11 protein-coding genes, 4 tRNA genes and 3 rRNA genes are annotated in these 18275 nt (G+C 54.5%); 16 read left to right on the top strand and 2 right to left on the bottom strand.

Annotation, left to right across the window (positions count from 1 at the left end; all coding sequences use genetic code 11):
• Positions 1–64: 64 nt before the first annotated feature.
• The 9 genes from btuB to ACMGGS_RS05480 all read left to right on the top strand — a co-directional run bounded on the left by btuB (position 65) and on the right by ACMGGS_RS05480 (position 8469).
• Positions 65–1915, top strand: a complete 1851-nt coding sequence (btuB, locus tag ACMGGS_RS05520) for a TonB-dependent vitamin B12 receptor BtuB (protein WP_414165335.1) — start codon at positions 65–67, stop codon at positions 1913–1915.
• Positions 1860–2711 (top strand): glutamate racemase, encoded by an 852-nt coding sequence (gene murI, locus ACMGGS_RS05515; protein WP_414165334.1) that lies wholly within the window; start codon positions 1860–1862, stop codon positions 2709–2711. Before btuB ends, murI begins: the two co-directional genes overlap by 56 nt.
• 378 nt (positions 2712–3089) lie before the next feature.
• A 16S ribosomal RNA gene (locus ACMGGS_RS05510) occupies positions 3090–4631 on the top strand.
• 70 nt (positions 4632–4701) lie between these two features.
• A tRNA-Ile gene (locus tag ACMGGS_RS05505) sits at positions 4702–4778 on the top strand.
• Between the two features lie 106 nt (positions 4779–4884).
• Positions 4885–4960, top strand: a tRNA-Ala gene (locus tag ACMGGS_RS05500).
• 174 nt (positions 4961–5134) lie between these two features.
• Positions 5135–8041: ribosomal RNA gene (locus ACMGGS_RS05495) — 23S ribosomal RNA — on the top strand.
• A gap of 96 nt (positions 8042–8137) precedes the next feature.
• Positions 8138–8253, top strand: a 5S ribosomal RNA gene (gene rrf / locus ACMGGS_RS05490).
• Together the 16S, 23S and 5S rRNA genes with 4 tRNA genes alongside form the textbook arrangement of a ribosomal RNA operon.
• A 55-nt stretch (positions 8254–8308) precedes the next feature.
• Positions 8309–8385, top strand: a tRNA-Asp gene (locus ACMGGS_RS05485).
• An 8-nt stretch (positions 8386–8393) separates the two neighbouring features.
• A tRNA-Trp gene (locus ACMGGS_RS05480) sits at positions 8394–8469 on the top strand.
• 98 nt (positions 8470–8567) lie between these two features.
• On the opposite strand, the gene hdfR is transcribed toward ACMGGS_RS05480, so the two are convergent.
• Positions 8568–9407 (bottom strand): HTH-type transcriptional regulator HdfR, encoded by an 840-nt coding sequence (gene hdfR / locus ACMGGS_RS05475; RefSeq protein WP_414166204.1) that lies wholly within the window; start codon positions 9405–9407, stop codon positions 8568–8570.
• Positions 9408–9508: 101 nt separating this feature from the next.
• Here hdfR and ACMGGS_RS05470 point away from each other — a divergent pair, with 101 nt between their 5' ends.
• Positions 9509–9847: a DUF413 domain-containing protein gene (locus tag ACMGGS_RS05470; protein ID WP_103677628.1), complete on the top strand. Its 339-nt coding sequence runs from the start codon at positions 9509–9511 to the stop codon at positions 9845–9847.
• Between the two features lie 25 nt (positions 9848–9872).
• On the opposite strand, the gene ACMGGS_RS05465 is transcribed toward ACMGGS_RS05470, so the two are convergent.
• On the bottom strand, positions 9873–11393 hold the full coding sequence (locus tag ACMGGS_RS05465; protein ID WP_414165333.1) for a YifB family Mg chelatase-like AAA ATPase: 1521 nt from the start codon (positions 11391–11393) through the stop codon (positions 9873–9875).
• A gap of 328 nt (positions 11394–11721) precedes the next feature.
• On the opposite strand from ACMGGS_RS05465, the gene ilvL reads away from it, so the two are divergent.
• From ilvL to ilvA, 6 genes are all read left to right on the top strand, one after another.
• Positions 11722–11820, top strand: coding sequence for an ilv operon leader peptide (gene ilvL / locus ACMGGS_RS05460; RefSeq protein WP_001311244.1), 99 nt, complete (start codon positions 11722–11724; stop codon positions 11818–11820).
• A 139-nt stretch (positions 11821–11959) separates the two neighbouring features.
• Entirely contained in the window at positions 11960–13606 is a 1647-nt protein-coding gene (ilvG, locus tag ACMGGS_RS05455; RefSeq protein WP_414165332.1) for an acetolactate synthase 2 catalytic subunit, read from the top strand.
• Complete coding sequence (gene ilvM, locus ACMGGS_RS05450) at positions 13603–13866, top strand: acetolactate synthase 2 small subunit (protein WP_176920245.1); 264 nt, start codon at positions 13603–13605, stop codon at positions 13864–13866. Before ilvG ends, ilvM begins: the two co-directional genes overlap by 4 nt.
• A gap of 17 nt (positions 13867–13883) precedes the next feature.
• On the top strand, positions 13884–14813 hold the full coding sequence (locus ACMGGS_RS05445; RefSeq protein ID WP_194208680.1) for a branched-chain amino acid transaminase: 930 nt from the start codon (positions 13884–13886) through the stop codon (positions 14811–14813).
• Between the two features lie 62 nt (positions 14814–14875).
• Positions 14876–16726: a dihydroxy-acid dehydratase gene (ilvD, locus tag ACMGGS_RS05440; RefSeq protein ID WP_414165331.1), complete on the top strand. Its 1851-nt coding sequence runs from the start codon at positions 14876–14878 to the stop codon at positions 16724–16726.
• A 2-nt stretch (positions 16727–16728) separates the two neighbouring features.
• The gene (gene ilvA, locus ACMGGS_RS05435) at positions 16729–18270 is read left to right on the top strand and encodes a threonine ammonia-lyase, biosynthetic (protein WP_414166203.1); all 1542 of its coding nucleotides are present in this window, start codon (positions 16729–16731) and stop codon (positions 18268–18270) included.
• Positions 18271–18275: the final 5 nt, after the last annotated feature.

Here is an 18275-nt window from a genome sequence, read left to right as displayed (position 1 = left end):
TTTCATCATCGCGTGCTATAGATGAGGCCTGCGGCATCCTTCTGATATTGTGGATGCTTTTACAATGATTAAAAAAGCTTCGCTGCTGACGGCGTGTACCGTCACGGCATTTTCTGGCTGGGCGCAGGATAGCAACCCGGACACTCTGGTGGTCACAGCAAGTCGAATTGAACAACCGGTGAATACCGTTCTGGCCCCGGTGAGCGTGGTGACGCGGCAGGATATCGATCGCTGGCAATCAACCTCGGTGATTGATGTGATGCGTCGGTTGCCAGGCGTGGACGTCGCGCAAAACGGCGGTATCGGTCAACTCTCTTCTCTTTTTATTCGCGGCACTAATTCCAGCCATGTGCTGATCCTGGTCGACGGCATTCGCCTTAATCAGGCGGGCGTTAGCGGGTCATCAGACTTAAGCCAGTTCCCGGTGGCGCTGGTGCAGCGCATTGAGTATGTTCGCGGACCACGCTCGGCGATTTATGGCTCGGATGCGATTGGCGGCGTAGTGAATATCATTACCACGCGTGAAAAGGACGGTACAACCTTAAACGCGGGCATCGGCTCACACGGCTATCAGAACTACGGCGGCAGTACCCAGCAAACGCTGGGCGAAAACACGCGCGTCACCCTGGCGGGCGACTATACCTACACCAAAGGCTTTGATGTGGTCGCCGATGGCAACAACGGCGGATTAGCGCAGACGGATGGCGATGGGTTTATGAACAAGACGCTGTACGGCGCGCTTGAGCATGACTTCTCTGAGCAGTGGACCGGCTTTGTCCGCGGTTACGGCTACGATAACCGCACCGCCTACGATGGCTATTACAGCTCATTTACGCCTGATGTGCTGGTGGATACCCGCCAGCTGTATAGCCAGACGTGGAATGCCGGGCTGCGCTTCAATCAGGATATTTTCCATTCTCAACTCTATTCTGGTTACAGCCACAGTAAAGATTACAACTACGATCCTCATCTGGGGCGTTATGATTCTTCCGCCACGCTGGATGAAATCAAACAGTACAACGTGCAGTGGACCAACTCTGTTGATATCGGGCACGGAAACGTGGGCGCAGGTATCGACTGGCAGAAACAAAGCACCGAGCCGGGCACTAACTATGTGACCAATGGTTACGATCTGCGCAATACCGGCATCTACCTGACCGGACTGCAGCAGGTGGCCGACTTCACCTTTGAAGGCGCTGCCCGCAGTGACGATAACTCGCAGTTTGGCCAGCATGGCACCTGGCAGGGCAGCGCGGCGTGGGAGTTTGTTGAAGGCTACCGTTTTATTGCCTCTTATGGCACGGCGTTTAAAGCGCCGAACCTTGGCCAGCTGTACGGCTACTACGGGAGTAAAAGCCTCGACCCTGAAGAGAGCAAGCAATGGGAAGGTGCATTTGAAGGCCTGACGGCTGGGGTGAACTGGCGTATCTCGGGCTATCGTAATGACGTTGATAATCTTATCGATTATAACGATCAGCTAATGAAATATTACAACGTCGGGAAAGCGCGCATCAAAGGTATTGAAGCCACAGCAGCCTTTGATACGGGTCCGGTAACGCACAATATCGGCTATGACTATGTGGATGCCCGCAATGCCAGAACCGATCAACCGCTGGCGCGCCGGGCGAAACAGCAGGTTAAATATCAGCTCGACACGCAAGTCTATGATTTTGACTGGAGTCTGACATACCATTATCTCGGCACGCGATATGATGCCGACTACAACACTTATCCGACCCGGACGGTCAAAATGGGTGGTGTCAGTTTGTGGGATGCGGCAGTTTCATATCCAGTCACCTCACACCTGACAGTTCGTGGTAAAATAGCCAACCTGTTCGATAAAGATTACGAGACAGTTTATGGCTACCAAACTGCAGGACGGGAATACAACTTGTCTGGCAGCTACACCTTCTGATCCCCGACCCACCGTGCTGGTGTTTGATTCCGGCGTCGGTGGGTTATCGGTCTATGATGAGATCCGGCATCTCCTGCCGGACCTTCACTACATTTATGTTTTCGATAATGTCGCTTTTCCTTACGGAGAGAAGAGTGAAGCCTTTATCGTTGAGCGCGTGGTCGAAATCGTTACTGCGGTCCAGAAGCGTTATCCCCTGTCACTGGCGGTCATTGCCTGCAACTCGGCCAGCACCGTTTCATTACCTGCCCTGCGTGACAAGTTTACCTTCCCGGTGGTTGGCGTGGTTCCGGCAATTAAACCGGCCGCCCGTTTAACGGCGAACGGTGTCGTAGGCTTGCTGGCGACGCGCGGGACGGTGAAACGTCCCTATACGCATGAGCTTATCGCCCGCTTCGCCAACGAATGCAAAATCGAAATGCTTGGCTCTGCGGAGCTGGTGGAGCTGGCGGAGGCCAAACTTCATGGCAAACCAGTGCCTTTAGAAGAACTGCGACGCATTTTGCGCCCGTGGCTGCGAATGGCTGAACCGCCGGACACCGTAGTGCTGGGCTGCACGCACTTCCCGCTACTACAAGACGAGTTAGCGCAGGTGCTGCCGGAAGGTACGCGACTGATCGATTCCGGCGCGGCGATTGCCCGACGCACGGCCTGGCTGCTGGAACATGAAGCGCCCGATGCTAAATCAACTGAGGCGAATGTGGCATTCTGCATGGCGCTGACGCCAGCATCAGAACAATTATTGCCCGTTTTACAGCGCTACGGCTTTGAAACGCTCGAAAAACTGGCAGTTTAAGGGCGTTTTGCATAAAAAAGAGACGGTTGAAAAGTTTTTTGAAAAGAGGGCTTGTCAACGTCAGAGAACTCCCTATAATGCGCCTCCACTGACACGGAACAACGGCACGCAAGCCGCCGGGTCAGCGGGGTTCGAATAAGAACGCCGACAGAGAAAAGCGAAAATAAACGCTTGACTCTGAATGAGGAAAACGTATTATACGGGACCTCGCGACACAGCGCTAAAGCGCGTCGCAACTGCTCTTTAACAATTTATCAGACAATCTGTGTGGGCACTCGAAGATACGGATTCTTAAATGCCGAAAGGCAAAAAAGAAATACCAAGTCTCAGAGTGAACACGTAATTCATTACGAAGTTTAATTCATGAGCATCAAACTTAAATTGAAGAGTTTGATCATGGCTCAGATTGAACGCTGGCGGCAGGCCTAACACATGCAAGTCGAACGGTAACAGGAAGCAGCTTGCTGCTTCGCTGACGAGTGGCGGACGGGTGAGTAATGTCTGGGAAACTGCCTGATGGAGGGGGATAACTACTGGAAACGGTAGCTAATACCGCATAACGTCTTCGGACCAAAGAGGGGGACCTTCGGGCCTCTTGCCATCGGATGTGCCCAGATGGGATTAGCTTGTTGGTGGGGTAACGGCTCACCAAGGCGACGATCCCTAGCTGGTCTGAGAGGATGACCAGCCACACTGGAACTGAGACACGGTCCAGACTCCTACGGGAGGCAGCAGTGGGGAATATTGCACAATGGGCGCAAGCCTGATGCAGCCATGCCGCGTGTATGAAGAAGGCCTTCGGGTTGTAAAGTACTTTCAGCGGGGAGGAAGGGAGTGAGGTTAATAACCTCATTCATTGACGTTACCCGCAGAAGAAGCACCGGCTAACTCCGTGCCAGCAGCCGCGGTAATACGGAGGGTGCAAGCGTTAATCGGAATTACTGGGCGTAAAGCGCACGCAGGCGGCGTGTCAAGTCGGATGTGAAATCCCCGGGCTCAACCCGGGAACTGCATTCGAAACTGGCATGCTAGAGTCTTGTAGAGGGGGGTAGAATTCCAGGTGTAGCGGTGAAATGCGTAGAGATCTGGAGGAATACCGGTGGCGAAGGCGGCCCCCTGGACAAAGACTGACGCTCAGGTGCGAAAGCGTGGGGAGCAAACAGGATTAGATACCCTGGTAGTCCACGCCGTAAACGATGTCGACTTGGAGGTTGTGCCCTTGAGGCGTGGCTTCCGGAGCTAACGCGTTAAGTCGACCGCCTGGGGAGTACGGCCGCAAGGTTAAAACTCAAATGAATTGACGGGGGCCCGCACAAGCGGTGGAGCATGTGGTTTAATTCGATGCAACGCGAAGAACCTTACCTGGTCTTGACATCCACAGAACCTGGCAGAGATGCCGGGGTGCCTTCGGGAACTGTGAGACAGGTGCTGCATGGCTGTCGTCAGCTCGTGTTGTGAAATGTTGGGTTAAGTCCCGCAACGAGCGCAACCCTTATCCTTTGTTGCCAGCGGTCCGGCCGGGAACTCAAAGGAGACTGCCAGTGATAAACTGGAGGAAGGTGGGGATGACGTCAAGTCATCATGGCCCTTACGACCAGGGCTACACACGTGCTACAATGGCATATACAAAGAGAAGCGACCTCGCGAGAGCAAGCGGACCTCATAAAGTATGTCGTAGTCCGGATCGGAGTCTGCAACTCGACTCCGTGAAGTCGGAATCGCTAGTAATCGTGGATCAGAATGCCACGGTGAATACGTTCCCGGGCCTTGTACACACCGCCCGTCACACCATGGGAGTGGGTTGCAAAAGAAGTAGGTAGCTTAACCTTCGGGAGGGCGCTTACCACTTTGTGATTCATGACTGGGGTGAAGTCGTAACAAGGTAACCGTAGGGGAACCTGCGGTTGGATCACCTCCTTACCTTAAAGAAACGTTCTTTGTAGTGCTCACACAGATTGTCTGATGAAAAACGGGCAGTAAAAATCTCTGCAGGCTTGTAGCTCAGGTGGTTAGAGCGCACCCCTGATAAGGGTGAGGTCGGTGGTTCAAGTCCACTCAGGCCTACCAAATTCGTCCTGATACTGCGTTGTGAAACGACTCGCATACATAAGTATGCTTCGCCGTTCCACGCCTTGTCTCAGAACGAATTACGGTTAAATGAGATAACTACGATGGGGCTATAGCTCAGCTGGGAGAGCGCCTGCTTTGCACGCAGGAGGTCTGCGGTTCGATCCCGCATAGCTCCACCATCCTTTACTGTCCGAAACAAGAAAACTTCAGAGTGTACCTGAGAAGGTTCACTGCGAAGTTTTGCTCTTTAAAAATCTGGATCAAGCTGAAAATTGAAAAACACTGAACAACGAAAGTTGTTCGTGGGTCTCTCAAATTTTCGCAACACGAAGCGAAACATCTTCGGGTTGTGAGGTTAAGCGACTAAGCGTACACGGTGGATGCCCTGGCAGTCAGAGGCGATGAAGGGCGTGCTAATCTGCGATAAGCGCCGGTAAGGTGATATGAACCGTTATAACCGGCGATACCCGAATGGGGAAACCCAGTGTGACTCGTCACACTATCATGTCATGAATACATAGTGGCATGAGGCGAACCGGGGGAACTGAAACATCTAAGTACCCCGAGGAAAAGAAATCAACCGAGATTCCCCCAGTAGCGGCGAGCGAACGGGGAGGAGCCCGGAGTCTGAATCAGCATGCGTGTTAGTGGAACGGTCTGGAAAGTCCGGCGGTACAGGGTGATAGTCCCGTACACCAAAATGCATATGCTGTGAACTCGAAGAGTAGGGCGGGACACGTGGTATCCTGTCTGAATATGGGGGGACCATCCTCCAAGGCTAAATACTCCTGACTGACCGATAGTGAACCAGTACCGTGAGGGAAAGGCGAAAAGAACCCCGGCGAGGGGAGTGAAAAAGAACCTGAAACCGTGTACGTACAAGCAGTGGGAGCCTCTTTTATGGGGTGACTGCGTACCTTTTGTATAATGGGTCAGCGACTTATATTCTGTAGCAAGGTTAACCGTATAGGGGAGCCGGAGGGAAACCGAGTCTTAATTGGGCGTTAAGTTGCAGGGTATAGACCCGAAACCCGGTGATCTAGCCATGGGCAGGTTGAAGGTTGGGTAACACTAACTGGAGGACCGAACCGACTAATGTTGAAAAATTAGCGGATGACCTGTGGCTGGGGGTGAAAGGCCAATCAAACCGGGAGATAGCTGGTTCTCCCCGAAAGCTATTTAGGTAGCGCCTCGTGAATTCATCTTCGGGGGTAGAGCACTGTTTCGGCCAGGGGGTCATCCCGACTTACCGATCCGATGCAAACTGCGAATACCGAAGAATGTTATCACGGGAGACACACGGCGGGTGCTAACGTCCGTCGTGAAGAGGGAAACAACCCAGACCGCCAGCTAAGGTCCCAAAGTCATGGTTAAGTGGGAAACGATGTGGGAAGGCCCAGACAGCCAGGATGTTGGCTTAGAAGCAGCCATCATTTAAAGAAAGCGTAATAGCTCACTGGTCGAGTCGGCCTGCGCGGAAGATGTAACGGGGCTAAACCATGCACCGAAGCTGCGGCAGCGACGCTTATGCGTTGTTGGGTAGGGGAGCGTTCTGTAAGCCGTTGAAGGTGGCCTGTGAGGGCTGCTGGAGGTATCAGAAGTGCGAATGCTGACATAAGTAACGATAATGCGGGTGAAAAACCCGCACGCCGGAAGACCAAGGGTTCCTGTCCAACGTTAATCGGGGCAGGGTGAGTCGACCCCTAAGGCGAGGCCGAAAGGCGTAGTCGATGGGAAACGGGTTAATATTCCCGTACTTGGTGTTACTGCGAAGGGGGGACGGAGAAGGCTATGTCGGCCGGGCGACGGTTGTCCCGGTTTAAGCGTGAAGGTGGGTGTTCCAGGTAAATCCGGAACGCTGTTAACACTGAGGCGTGATGACGAGGCACCACGGTGCTGAAGTGACAAATGCCCTGCTTCCAGGAAAAGCCTCTAAGCATCAGGTAACACGAAATCGTACCCCAAACCGACACAGGTGGTCAGGTAGAGAATACCAAGGCGCTTGAGAGAACCCGGGTGAAGGAACTAGGCAAAATGGTGCCGTAACTTCGGGAGAAGGCACGCTGGTGCGTAGGTGAAGTGACTTGCTCATGGAGCTGAAACCAGTCGAAGATACCAGCTGGCTGCAACTGTTTATTAAAAACACAGCACTGTGCAAACACGAAAGTGGACGTATACGGTGTGACGCCTGCCCGGTGCCGGAAGGTTAATTGATGGGGTTATCGCAAGAGAAGCTCCTGATCGAAGCCCCGGTAAACGGCGGCCGTAACTATAACGGTCCTAAGGTAGCGAAATTCCTTGTCGGGTAAGTTCCGACCTGCACGAATGGCGTAATGATGGCCAGGCTGTCTCCACCCGGGACTCAGTGAAATTGAACTCGCTGTGAAGATGCAGTGTACCCGCGGCAAGACGGAAAGACCCCGTGAACCTTTACTATAGCTTGACACTGAACATTGAGCCTTGATGTGTAGGATAGGTGGGAGGCTTTGAAGCGTGGACGCCAGTCTGCGTGGAGCCGACCTTGAAATACCACCCTTTAATGTTTGATGTTCTAACCTGGCGCCATAATCTGGTGTGGGGACAGTGTCTGGTGGGTAGTTTGACTGGGGCGGTCTCCTCCTAAAGCGTAACGGAGGAGCACGAAGGTCAGCTAATCCTGGTCGGACATCAGGAGGTTAGTGCAATGGCATAAGCTGGCTTGACTGCGAGCGTGACGGCGCGAGCAGGTGCGAAAGCAGGTCATAGTGATCCGGTGGTTCTGAATGGAAGGGCCATCGCTCAACGGATAAAAGGTACTCCGGGGATAACAGGCTGATACCGCCCAAGAGTTCATATCGACGGCGGTGTTTGGCACCTCGATGTCGGCTCATCACATCCTGGGGCTGAAGTAGGTCCCAAGGGTATGGCTGTTCGCCATTTAAAGTGGTACGCGAGCTGGGTTTAGAACGTCGTGAGACAGTTCGGTCCCTATCTGCCGTGGGCGCTGGAAGACTGAGGGGGGCTGCTCCTAGTACGAGAGGACCGGAGTGGACGCATCACTGGTGTTCGGGTTGTCATGCCAATGGCACTGCCCGGTAGCTAAATGCGGAAGAGATAAGTGCTGAAAGCATCTAAGCACGAAACTTGCCCCGAGATGAGTCTTCCCTGAGACTACAAGTCTCCTGAAGGAACGTTAAAGACGATGACGTTGATAGGCCGGGTGTGTAAGCGCAGCGATGCGTTGAGCTAACCGGTACTAATGAACCGTGAGGCTTAACCTTACAACGCCGAAGCTGTTTTGGCGGATTTGAGAGAATATTTTCAGCCTGATTACAGATTAATCAGTGTGCAGCCTGCACCCTGATAAACAGAATTTGCCTGGCGGCACTAGCGCGGTGGTCCCACCTGACCCCATGCCGAACTCAGAAGTGAAACGCCGTAGCGCCGATGGTAGTGTGGGGTCTCCCCATGCGAGAGTAGGGAACTGCCAGGCATCAAATTAGCAGTAAACCGGGGCAACAAACCGGTGTAGTGTGACGAAATTCGGTGGAGTGGTAGTTCAGTCGGTTAGAATACCTGCCTGTCACGCAGGGGGTCGCGGGTTCGAGTCCCGTCCATTCCGCCACCCTAATTAGGGGCGTAGTTCAATTGGTAGAGCACCGGTCTCCAAAACCGGGTGTTGGGAGTTCGAGTCTCTCCGCCCCTGCCAGAAAATTATCCTTTGCTTCGGCAAAGGATTTTTTTTGCCCAAAATTCGTCAAATTCCTCCTTCATCTATTCCAGAGATCCCGCCTTGCGGCGGGAACATCAGTCAATAGCGCCTGCTTTAAGGATCTCACGGATTTGTGACTGCTTATCGCTGTTCTGCAGCCAGATGGCATATAAAGGCCGTGTCAGCGTCATACTGTCAGTTACCGTATGCAACCCCCCTTTTTCTCTGGCCCAGTTCACAGGCAGCCACGTACAGCCATTTAATGCAGTCAGTTGCTGCCGGGCTAACTCAGCGGAACTGGTCGTCAGAAGGGGGATATCATCACTGGCGATCAGCCCTTGTTCATGTTGCTGAAAATCAGCACCCCACTCCAGACGTAAATAGTTAAGTTCAGCCTTCAGACGCGATGCTGATGCACAAAACAGTGCCAGTGTGAAATGCCCTAACAGTTGGCTGCTGAACTCATCCATCTTGGGTGCTTCCGTAGTAATCAGCAAGTCCAGTTGCCGCTCATGAAGTTGTTTCACCAGCGACTGTCGCTGGGCAATTCGCGCCTCAAACTGTAACCCGTCCTGCGCCTGATATAACTCGCTTAGCCAGTCCGTCAGCAGGCACTCCCATAGCGAGGCGCTGGCACCAATCGAAAACTCATTGTGGCGCGATGTATTCGCCACCTCCTTCCGCGCCGCCTGCCAGGTATTCATTAGCGTCTCTGCGTAGGGCAAAAGTTTTTCACCCGCAGCCGTTAAGCGGATGTTGTTACGATGGCGGGTAAAAAGATTTACGCCGAGCTGGTTTTCCAGCTGGCGAATACGAAAACTGACCGCAGACTGCGTCAGGTATAGCGCTTCAGCGGCACGCCCAAAGTGGCGTGTTCTGCTCACTTCAAGGAAAGTTTTTAGCAATTCCGTATCCACATCTTTCTCCGCAAAAATTTTTGTCGTTATGATTTAAATGTTTTGTTTTACACTCTGTCAAGCGTAACTAATACTCCGCGCCATAAATAGCTCGGCCAGAAGAATTAGGAGCGTGTAGGATGGCGGAAAGCTTTACGACGACTAATCGATATTTCGACAATAAATACTACCCCCGTGGGTTCTCTCGTCACGGTGATTTCACCATCAAAGAGGCACAACTGCTTGAGCGTCATGGTTATGCCTTCAACGAGCTGGACCTGGGTAAACGTGAGCCTGCAACCGAAGAAGAAGTTCAATTTGTCGCGGTATGCCGTGGTCAGCGCGAACCGGTCACAGAAGCAGAGCGTGTGTGGTCCAAATACATGACGCGTATCAAGCGTCCTAAGCGTTTCCACACTCTGTCTGGCGGTAAACCGCAGATGGAAGGTGCGGAAGACTACACCGAATCAGAAGATTAAGTATTCAGGGGCGCAAGCCCCTTTTTTACGTCATCATCTTTTGCAGATGGATAAGCAATCTGTCGATTCCCCGATAACTCAGCGCTTCCTGCAAATGCTGGCGTTCCAGCCGATCGCAATGTTCAATATCAGCAATCGTCCGTGCAACCTTCAGCAAACGCTGCCAGGCGCGGATAGATAGCCCGAGCTGGGATAACGTCTGCTCGAGCCAGAACGCATCGTCATCGCTTAATCGACAGTGCTCGCGCAGCGCACTACTTTCAAGGTGGGCATTCAGGGTATTCTGCCGGGCATACTGGCGCTCATGTGCTTCCATAACCCGCTGCCTGACCGTTTCGCTGCTCTCGCCGCGCTTTACCGGCTGGCTAAGCAAACCCGGTGGGGGAAGCGGGATCTCCAGTGACAAATCAAAACGATCGAGAAAAGGACCGGACAACCGTCCGAGATAGCGCAGCGTCTGCTCCGGCGAGCAGCGATTATGATTGCCCTGATAATGTCCGGTGGGGCTGGGATTCATGGCGGCAATAAGTTGAAAGCGCGCCGGATAGGTGATTTTTGCCCGGGTACGGGAAATATGAATTTTCCCGGATTCAATCGGCTCGCGTAAAGCGTCAAGCACGCGCCGTTCAAATTCGGGTAGCTCATCAAGAAACAGAATACCGTTATGCGCCAGCGAGATCTCACCCGGCGCAGGAATCGACCCTCCGCCGACCATCGCGGTCAGCGACGCACTGTGATGCGGTGAGCGAAAGGGCCGACACCGCCACTGTTGGCGGACGTTGCTGGCATTGACCAGGCTGACAATAGCGGCGCTCTCCAGCGCCTCCTGATTACTGAGCGGCGGTAAAAGCCCATTCAGGCGGCTGGCCAGCATGGTTTTCCCGGTACCCGGTGGTCCGATAAACAGCAGATTATGTCCTCCGGCGGCGGTGATCTCTAACGCTCGCTTTCCCTGCTCCTGACCAATCACATCCGCAATATCCTGCGCAACGGTTGGCACAGCGACATCCTCAGAAGGTGGAAACGGTAACGCCTGCTTGCCTTCAAGAAACGCACAGACTTCCTGAAGATGTGTGGCGATAAAACAGTCTTCTCCACCGATTAATGCGATTTCTGCCGCATTCTCGTGCGAGACGATAATTTGCCGCCCGGTTTTTAATGCCTCCATGGCGCTGGATATCGCCCCGGGAACCCCACGTAACGCGCCTGTAAGCGCCAGTTCGCCTACAAACTCATATCGACCCAGTTGCGAGGCGTTGAGCTGCTCAGAGGCAGCCAGAAGCGCAATGGCGATAGGTAAGTCATACCGGCCGCCCTCTTTAGGTAAATCGGCCGGGGCAAGGTTAATGGTGATCTTTTTTGCCGGGAAGATATAACCGCTGTTTATGATCGCGCTACGAACGCGATCCCGCGCCTCTTTGACGGTCGTCTCCGGCAGACCGACCATCGTCAGACCAGGCAGACCATTGCTGATGTGCACTTCTACCGTAATCAGCGGGGCTGAAACCCCGAGTGCGGCGCGTGTGAAGACAATTGATAGCGACATAGCTCCTCCTTTGCGAGAGAGTAGTCGTCTGGCGATACGCTGTTAATGGCAAAATCCTGCCTTTGCGAGTGTGATTCCCGGCTTTTTAAGCCTGCGTGCAACATTACAAATTTTTCTGGATCGCCTTTGCAAAAAGAACATAAACGGCAGGCCATCACCTAAAAGGTGAAATATTTTCATTTAAATTTTTTCTCATAAAAAACAAAGATATTTTGCTAAACCGTTAGCGTGCTCAGAAAAAAGGTCATAAAAAAATCTTGTGTTTGTCCCTGAATCTGTGATAACTCTTTAGGTATTCCTTCGAACAAGAAGCCAGAAAGTACAGAAAATGACAGCCCTTCTACGAGTGATTAGCCTGGTCGTGATTAGCGTGGTGGTGATTATTATCCCACCGTGCGGGGCTGCACTTGGACGAGGAAAGGCTTAAAAATCAAGCCTTAACGAACTAAGACCCCCGCACCGAAAGGTCCGGGGGTTTTTTTTGACCTTAAAAATAGCAACAAGGAACAGAGAATGGCTAACAGCATAAAATTCTGTTCCACACGATCTACGGCGGGGAAGTCACTATGAATGGAGCACAATGGGTGGTACATGCGTTGCGGGCGCAGGGAGTTAATACCGTGTTCGGTTATCCTGGCGGCGCAATTATGCCGGTTTACGATGCACTGTATGACGGCGGCCTGGAACACCTGTTGTGTCGTCATGAGCAGGGCGCGGCCATGGCGGCTATCGGCTACGCTCGTTCAACCGGCAAAACCGGCGTATGTATCGCTACATCCGGTCCTGGGGCGACCAACCTTATCACCGGCCTCGCCGATGCGCTGTTAGACTCCGTGCCCGTTGTCGCTATCACCGGCCAGGTCGCCGCGCCGTTCATTGGTACGGACGCGTTTCAGGAAGTGGACGTCCTTGGTTTGTCGCTGGCCTGCACCAAACACAGTTTTCTGGTGCAGTCGCTGGAAGAGTTGCCGCGTGTAATGGCGGAGGCCTTTCAGGTGGCAAACTCAGGCCGTCCCGGCCCGGTGCTGGTTGATATCCCGAAAGACATCCAGTTAGCTGTCGGCGAGCTGGAGCCGCATTTTTCCACCGTAGAAAACGATGTTACGTTCCCGCAGGCAGAAATGGAGCAGGCACGTCAGATGCTGGCGCAGGCGCAGAAACCGATGCTCTACGTCGGTGGTGGCGTTGGCATGGCGCAGGCCGTGCCAGCGCTGCGTGAGTTTATTGCTGTCACGCAAATGCCTTCCACCTGCACGCTGAAAGGACTGGGCGCGGTCGAGGCTACCGATCCGCACTATCTCGGCATGTTGGGTATGCACGGTACAAAAGCGGCCAACTTTGCGGTACAGGAATGCGATTTGTTGATTGCCGTTGGCGCGCGCTTTGACGACCGCGTGACCGGTAAGCTGAACACCTTTGCCCCGCACGCCAACGTCATCCATATGGATATCGACCCGGCGGAAATGAATAAACTGCGCCAGGTACACGTTGGCTTGCAGGGCGATCTGAACACGCTGCTGCCCGCTCTGCAACAGCCGTTAGCGATTGACGCCTGGCGTCAGTACAGCGCGGACCTGCGCCGTGAACATGCGTGGCGTTACGATCATCCCGGTGAGGCCATCTATGCGCCGTTGCTGCTGAAACAACTTTCCGATCGTAAGCCGACGGACAGTGTGGTGACGACCGATGTCGGCCAGCATCAGATGTGGTCGGCGCAGCATATGACCTACACCCGTCCGGAGAACTTCATCACCTCCAGCGGCCTGGGGACGATGGGCTTTGGTTTGCCTGCGGCGGTCGGCGCGCAGGTGGCGCGACCGGATGATACGGTTATCTGTATCTCCGGTGACGGCTCCTTTATGATGAATGTACAGGAGCTGGGCACCGTAAAACGCAAGCAGCTGCCGTTGAAAATCGTTTTACTCGACAATCAGCGGTTAGGTATGGTTCGACAATGGCAGCAGCTGTTTTTTCAGGAACGTTATAGCGAAACCACCCTTACCGATAACCCCGATTTCCTCATGCTGGCCAGCGCCTTCGGCATCCCTGGTCAGCACATCACCCGAAAAGACCAGGTTGAAGCGGCCCTCGACGCCATGCTGAACAGCGAAGGACCATACCTGCTTCATGTCTCAATCGACGAACTTGAGAACGTCTGGCCGCTGGTACCGCCTGGTGCCAGTAACGCACAAATGCTGGAGAAATTATCATGATGCAACATCAGGTCGCCGTAGAGGCTCGCTTCAACCCGGAAACGTTAGAACGTGTTTTACGTGTCGTTCGCCATCGTGGCTTTCAGATTTGCGCCATGAATATGGAAACGGCTACCGATGCACAGAACATAAATATTGAATTGACCGTTGCCAGCCCCCGGCCCGTCGAATTACTGTTTAGTCAGTTGAATAAACTGGTCGACGTCGCTCGTGTCGAGATACAGCAACGAACAACTACATCACAACAAATCCGCGCCTGAGCGCAATAGGAAAGAAAATGACGACGAAAAAAGCTGATTACATTTGGTCCAATGGCGAGATGATTCGTTGGGAAGACGCGAAAGTTCACGTGATGTCTCACGCGCTCCATTACGGTACCTCAGTATTTGAAGGGATCCGTTGCTACGATTCTCACAAAGGGCCAGTGGTGTTCCGCCATCGCGAACACATGCAGCGTCTGCGTGATTCAGCCAAAATCTATCGTTTCCCGGTTTCACAGAGCGTTGACGAACTGATGGAAGCCTGCCGTGCGGTGATTCGTAAAAACAACCTGACCAGCGCCTACATTCGTCCGCTGGTATTTGTCGGTGATGTCGGGATGGGTGTGAACCCGCCAGAAGGTTATACCACTGACGTGATCATCGCCGCGTTCCCGTGGGGCGCTTACTTGGGTGCAGACGCGCTGGATCAGGGGATTGATGCGATGGTCTCCTCCTGGAACCGCGTGGCACCGAATACTATCCCAACCGCGGCTAAAGCGGGCGGCAACTACCTTTCCTCTCTGCTGGTAGGCAGCGAAGCGCGCCGTCACGGTTATCAGGAAGGGATCGCGCTGGACGTTAACGGCTATATCTCTGAAGGCGCGGGCGAGAACCTGTTTGAAGTGAAAGACGGCATCCTGTTTACCCCGCCGTTCACCTCTTCCGCGCTGCCGGGTATCACCCGCGATGCCATCATCAAGCTGGCGAAAGATCTGGATATCGAAGTGCGTGAGCAGGTACTGTCCCGCGAATCACTCTATCTGGCGGATGAAGTCTTTATGTCCGGCACTGCCGCTGAAATCACGCCAGTACGCAGCGTTGACGGTATTCAGGTGGGTGAAGGCCGCTGCGGCCCGGTCACCAAACGTATTCAGCAAGCATTCTTTGGCCTCTTCACCGGTGAAACCGAAGACAAATGGGGCTGGTTGGATCAAGTTAATAACTAATTAAAAAATGGGACGGCACGCACCGTCCCATTGAATAGACAGACACTGGGAGTAACTAAAGCATGCCTAAATATCGTTCCGCCACTACCACCCACGGCCGTAACATGGCCGGAGCACGTGCGCTGTGGCGCGCCACCGGGATGACCGACTCCGATTTCGGCAAGCCGATTATCGCGGTCGTCAACTCCTTCACCCAGTTCGTGCCGGGCCACGTACACCTGCGCGATCTGGGCAAGTTGGTGGCTGAACAAATCGAAGCGTCAGGCGGCGTGGCGAAAGAATTCAATACCATTGCGGTGGATGACGGTATCGCGATGGGCCACGGGGGCATGCTTTATTCACTGCCGTCGCGCGAGCTGATCGCCGACTCCGTTGAATATATGGTAAATGCCCACTGCGCCGACGCGATGGTCTGTATTTCTAACTGCGACAAAATCACCCCCGGCATGCTGATGGCCTCGCTGCGCCTGAACATTCCGGTGATTTTTGTCTCCGGCGGCCCGATGGAAGCCGGGAAAACCAAACTCTCCGATCAGATCATTAAGCTCGATCTGGTGGATGCGATGATCCAGGGCGCTGACCCGAAAGTCTCTGACGATCAGAGCGAACAGGTCGAACGTTCCGCCTGTCCGACCTGTGGGTCGTGTTCCGGGATGTTCACCGCCAACTCAATGAATTGCCTGACCGAAGCGCTGGGCCTGTCGCAGCCGGGTAACGGTTCGCTGCTGGCGACGCACGCCGACCGTAAACAGCTGTTCCTCAACGCCGGTAAACGCATTGTTGAGCTGACCAAACGTTATTACGAGCAGGAAGATGCCAGCGCGCTGCCGCGCAATATCGCCAGCAAAGCCGCCTTTGAGAACGCGATGACGCTGGATATCGCGATGGGTGGCTCGACCAACACCGTGCTGCATCTGCTGGCGGCGGCGCAAGAAGCGGAAATCGACTTCACCATGAGCGATATCGACAAGCTTTCCCGCAAGGTGCCGCAGCTGTGCAAAGTCGCGCCAAGCACGCAGAAATACCATATGGAAGACGTCCATCGCGCGGGCGGCGTCATCGGCATTCTGGGCGAGCTGGATCGTGCCGGACTGCTGAACCGCGACGTAAAAAATATTCTTGGCCTGACGCTGCCGCAAACCATCGAACAATATGATGTGGTAATAACCCAGGACGAGGCGGTAAAAAATATGTACCGTGCCGGACCGGCAGGCATCCGCACCACGAAGGCGTTCTCGCAGGAGTGTCGCTGGGATACGCTGGATGACGACCGCGCTGAAGGCTGCATCCGTTCGCTGGAGCACGCCTACAGTCAGGACGGTGGTCTGGCCGTGCTGTACGGTAACTTTGCCGAAAACGGCTGCATCGTGAAAACCGCAGGCGTGGATGACAGTATCCTGAAATTCACCGGCCCGGCGAAAGTGTATGAAAGCCAGGATGACGCGGTGGAAGCGATCCTCGGCGGCAAAGTCGTCGCAGGCGATGTGGTCGTGATCCGCTATGAAGGGCCGAAAGGTGGGCCGGGGATGCAGGAAATGCTCTATCCGACGACCTTCCTGAAATCGATGGGCCTCGGCAAAGCCTGTGCGCTGATCACTGACGGACGGTTCTCCGGCGGCACCTCTGGTCTCTCTATCGGTCACGTTTCGCCGGAAGCGGCCAGCGGCGGCAATATCGCGCTGATTGAAGATGGCGACATGATTGCGATTGATATCCCGAATCGCGGTATTCAGTTGCAATTGAGCGATCAGGAAATCGCTGCCCGTCGTGAGGCACAGGATGCGCGTGGCGCAGACGCCTGGACGCCGAAAGCGCGTGAACGTCAGGTCTCCTTCGCGCTGCGCGCTTACGCCAGCCTCGCCACCAGCGCGGATAAAGGCGCGGTGCGCGATAAATCCAAACTGGGAGGCTGATGATGGCCGACGCACAACCTCTCTCCTCCGCCCCCGAAGGGGCGGAGTATCTCAGAGCGGTGCTCCGCGCGCCGGTCTATGAAGCGGTGCAGGTCACCCCGCTGCAAAAAATGGAAAAAATCTCCGCGCGGCTGGATAACGTCATTCTGGTAAAACGTGAGGATCGGCAGCCGGTACATAGCTTTAAGCTGCGCGGTGCTTACGCCATGATGTCCGGGCTGACGGAGGAGCAGAAGTCGCACGGCGTGATTACCGCTTCGGCGGGCAACCATGCACAGGGCGTAGCGTTTTCCGCCACGCGTCTTGGCGTCAAAGCGCTGATTGTAATGCCAGTGGCAACGGCGGATATCAAAGTCGACGCCGTGCGTAGTTTTGGCGGCGAAGTGCTGCTCCACGGCGCGAACTTTGACGAAGCCAAAGCCAAAGCGATTGAACTGTCGCAACAGCAGGGCTTCACCTGGGTACCGCCGTTCGATCATCCGATGGTGATCGCCGGGCAGGGCACGCTGGCGCTGGAGCTGCTCCAGCAGGATGCGCATCTCGATCGCGTATTTGTCCCGGTAGGCGGCGGCGGCCTGGCGGCGGGCGTCGCGGTGCTGATCAAACAGCTAATGCCGCAGATCAAAGTGATCGCCGTTGAAGCCGAAGACTCCGCCTGCCTGAAAGCGGCACTGGATGCTGGCCATCCGGTCGATCTGCCGCGTGTCGGGCTGTTTGCCGAAGGCGTGGCGGTGAAGCGCATCGGCGATGAGACGTTCCGTTTGTGTCAGGAATACCTTGACGACATTATCACCGTCGACAGCGATGCGATTTGCGCGGCGATGAAGGATCTGTTCGAAGATGTGCGCGCGGTGGCGGAACCCTCCGGCGCACTGGCGCTGGCGGGTATGAAGAAATACATCGCTCAGCACAATATTCATGGCGAACATCTGGCGCACATTCTTTCGGGGGCGAACGTAAACTTCCACGGTCTGCGCTACGTTTCCGAGCGCTGCGAGCTGGGTGAACAACGGGAAGCGTTACTGGCCGTAACTATTCCGGAGGAGAAGGGCAGTTTCCTGAAATTCTGCCAGTTACTCGGCGGTCGTTCGGTCACCGAATTTAATTACCGTTTTGCCGATGCCAAAGACGCCTGCATTTTTGTCGGCGTGCGTTTAAGCCGCGGGCTGGAGGAGCGTCAGGAGATCCTGCAACTGCTCCATGAAGGCGGCTATGGCGTGGTGGATCTTTCAGATGACGAGATGGCGAAGCTGCATGTGCGCTATATGGTCGGTGGTCGCCCGTCAAAACCGCTTCAGGAGCGGCTGTTCAGCTTTGAGTTCCCGGAATCCCCCGGCGCATTGCTGAAGTTTTTGCATACGTTAGGAACCCACTGGAACATCTCCCTGTTCCACTACCGCAGCCACGGCACCGACTATGGCCGCGTGCTGGCGGCGTTTGAGCTGGGCGATCATGAGCCGGATTTCGAGACGCGGCTGAAAGAACTGGGCTATGAGTGTCATGATGAGACCCATAACCCGGCGTTTCGGTTCTTCCTGGCTTAAATGCT

Origin of the sequence: Superficieibacter sp. BNK-5, assembly GCF_047456055.1 — a bacterium.
In the GTDB taxonomy this organism is placed as follows: Bacteria; Pseudomonadota; Gammaproteobacteria; order Enterobacterales; family Enterobacteriaceae; genus Superficieibacter.
The sequence above is the reverse complement of the archived record's forward strand: the minus strand, read 5'-3'. Positions and strand labels throughout refer to the sequence as shown.

Bases quoted from the DNA above. Each gene is read 5' to 3' on its own strand.
- btuB (WP_414165335.1), top strand. From the start codon at position 65: ATGATTAAAAAAGCTTCGCTGCTGACGGCGTGTACCGTCACGGCATTT.
- murI (WP_414165334.1), top strand. From the start codon at position 1,860: ATGGCTACCAAACTGCAGGACGGGAATACAACTTGTCTGGCAGCTACA.
- ACMGGS_RS05470 (WP_103677628.1), top strand. From the start codon at position 9,509: ATGGCGGAAAGCTTTACGACGACTAATCGATATTTCGACAATAAATAC.
- ACMGGS_RS05465 (WP_414165333.1), bottom strand. From the start codon at position 11,393: ATGTCGCTATCAATTGTCTTCACACGCGCCGCACTCGGGGTTTCAGCC.
- ilvL (WP_001311244.1), top strand. From the start codon at position 11,722: ATGACAGCCCTTCTACGAGTGATTAGCCTGGTCGTGATTAGCGTGGTG.
- ilvG (WP_414165332.1), top strand. From the start codon at position 11,960: ATGAATGGAGCACAATGGGTGGTACATGCGTTGCGGGCGCAGGGAGTT.
- ilvM (WP_176920245.1), top strand. From the start codon at position 13,603: ATGATGCAACATCAGGTCGCCGTAGAGGCTCGCTTCAACCCGGAAACG.
- ACMGGS_RS05445 (WP_194208680.1), top strand. From the start codon at position 13,884: ATGACGACGAAAAAAGCTGATTACATTTGGTCCAATGGCGAGATGATT.
- ilvD (WP_414165331.1), top strand. From the start codon at position 14,876: ATGCCTAAATATCGTTCCGCCACTACCACCCACGGCCGTAACATGGCC.
- ilvA (WP_414166203.1), top strand. From the start codon at position 16,729: ATGGCCGACGCACAACCTCTCTCCTCCGCCCCCGAAGGGGCGGAGTAT.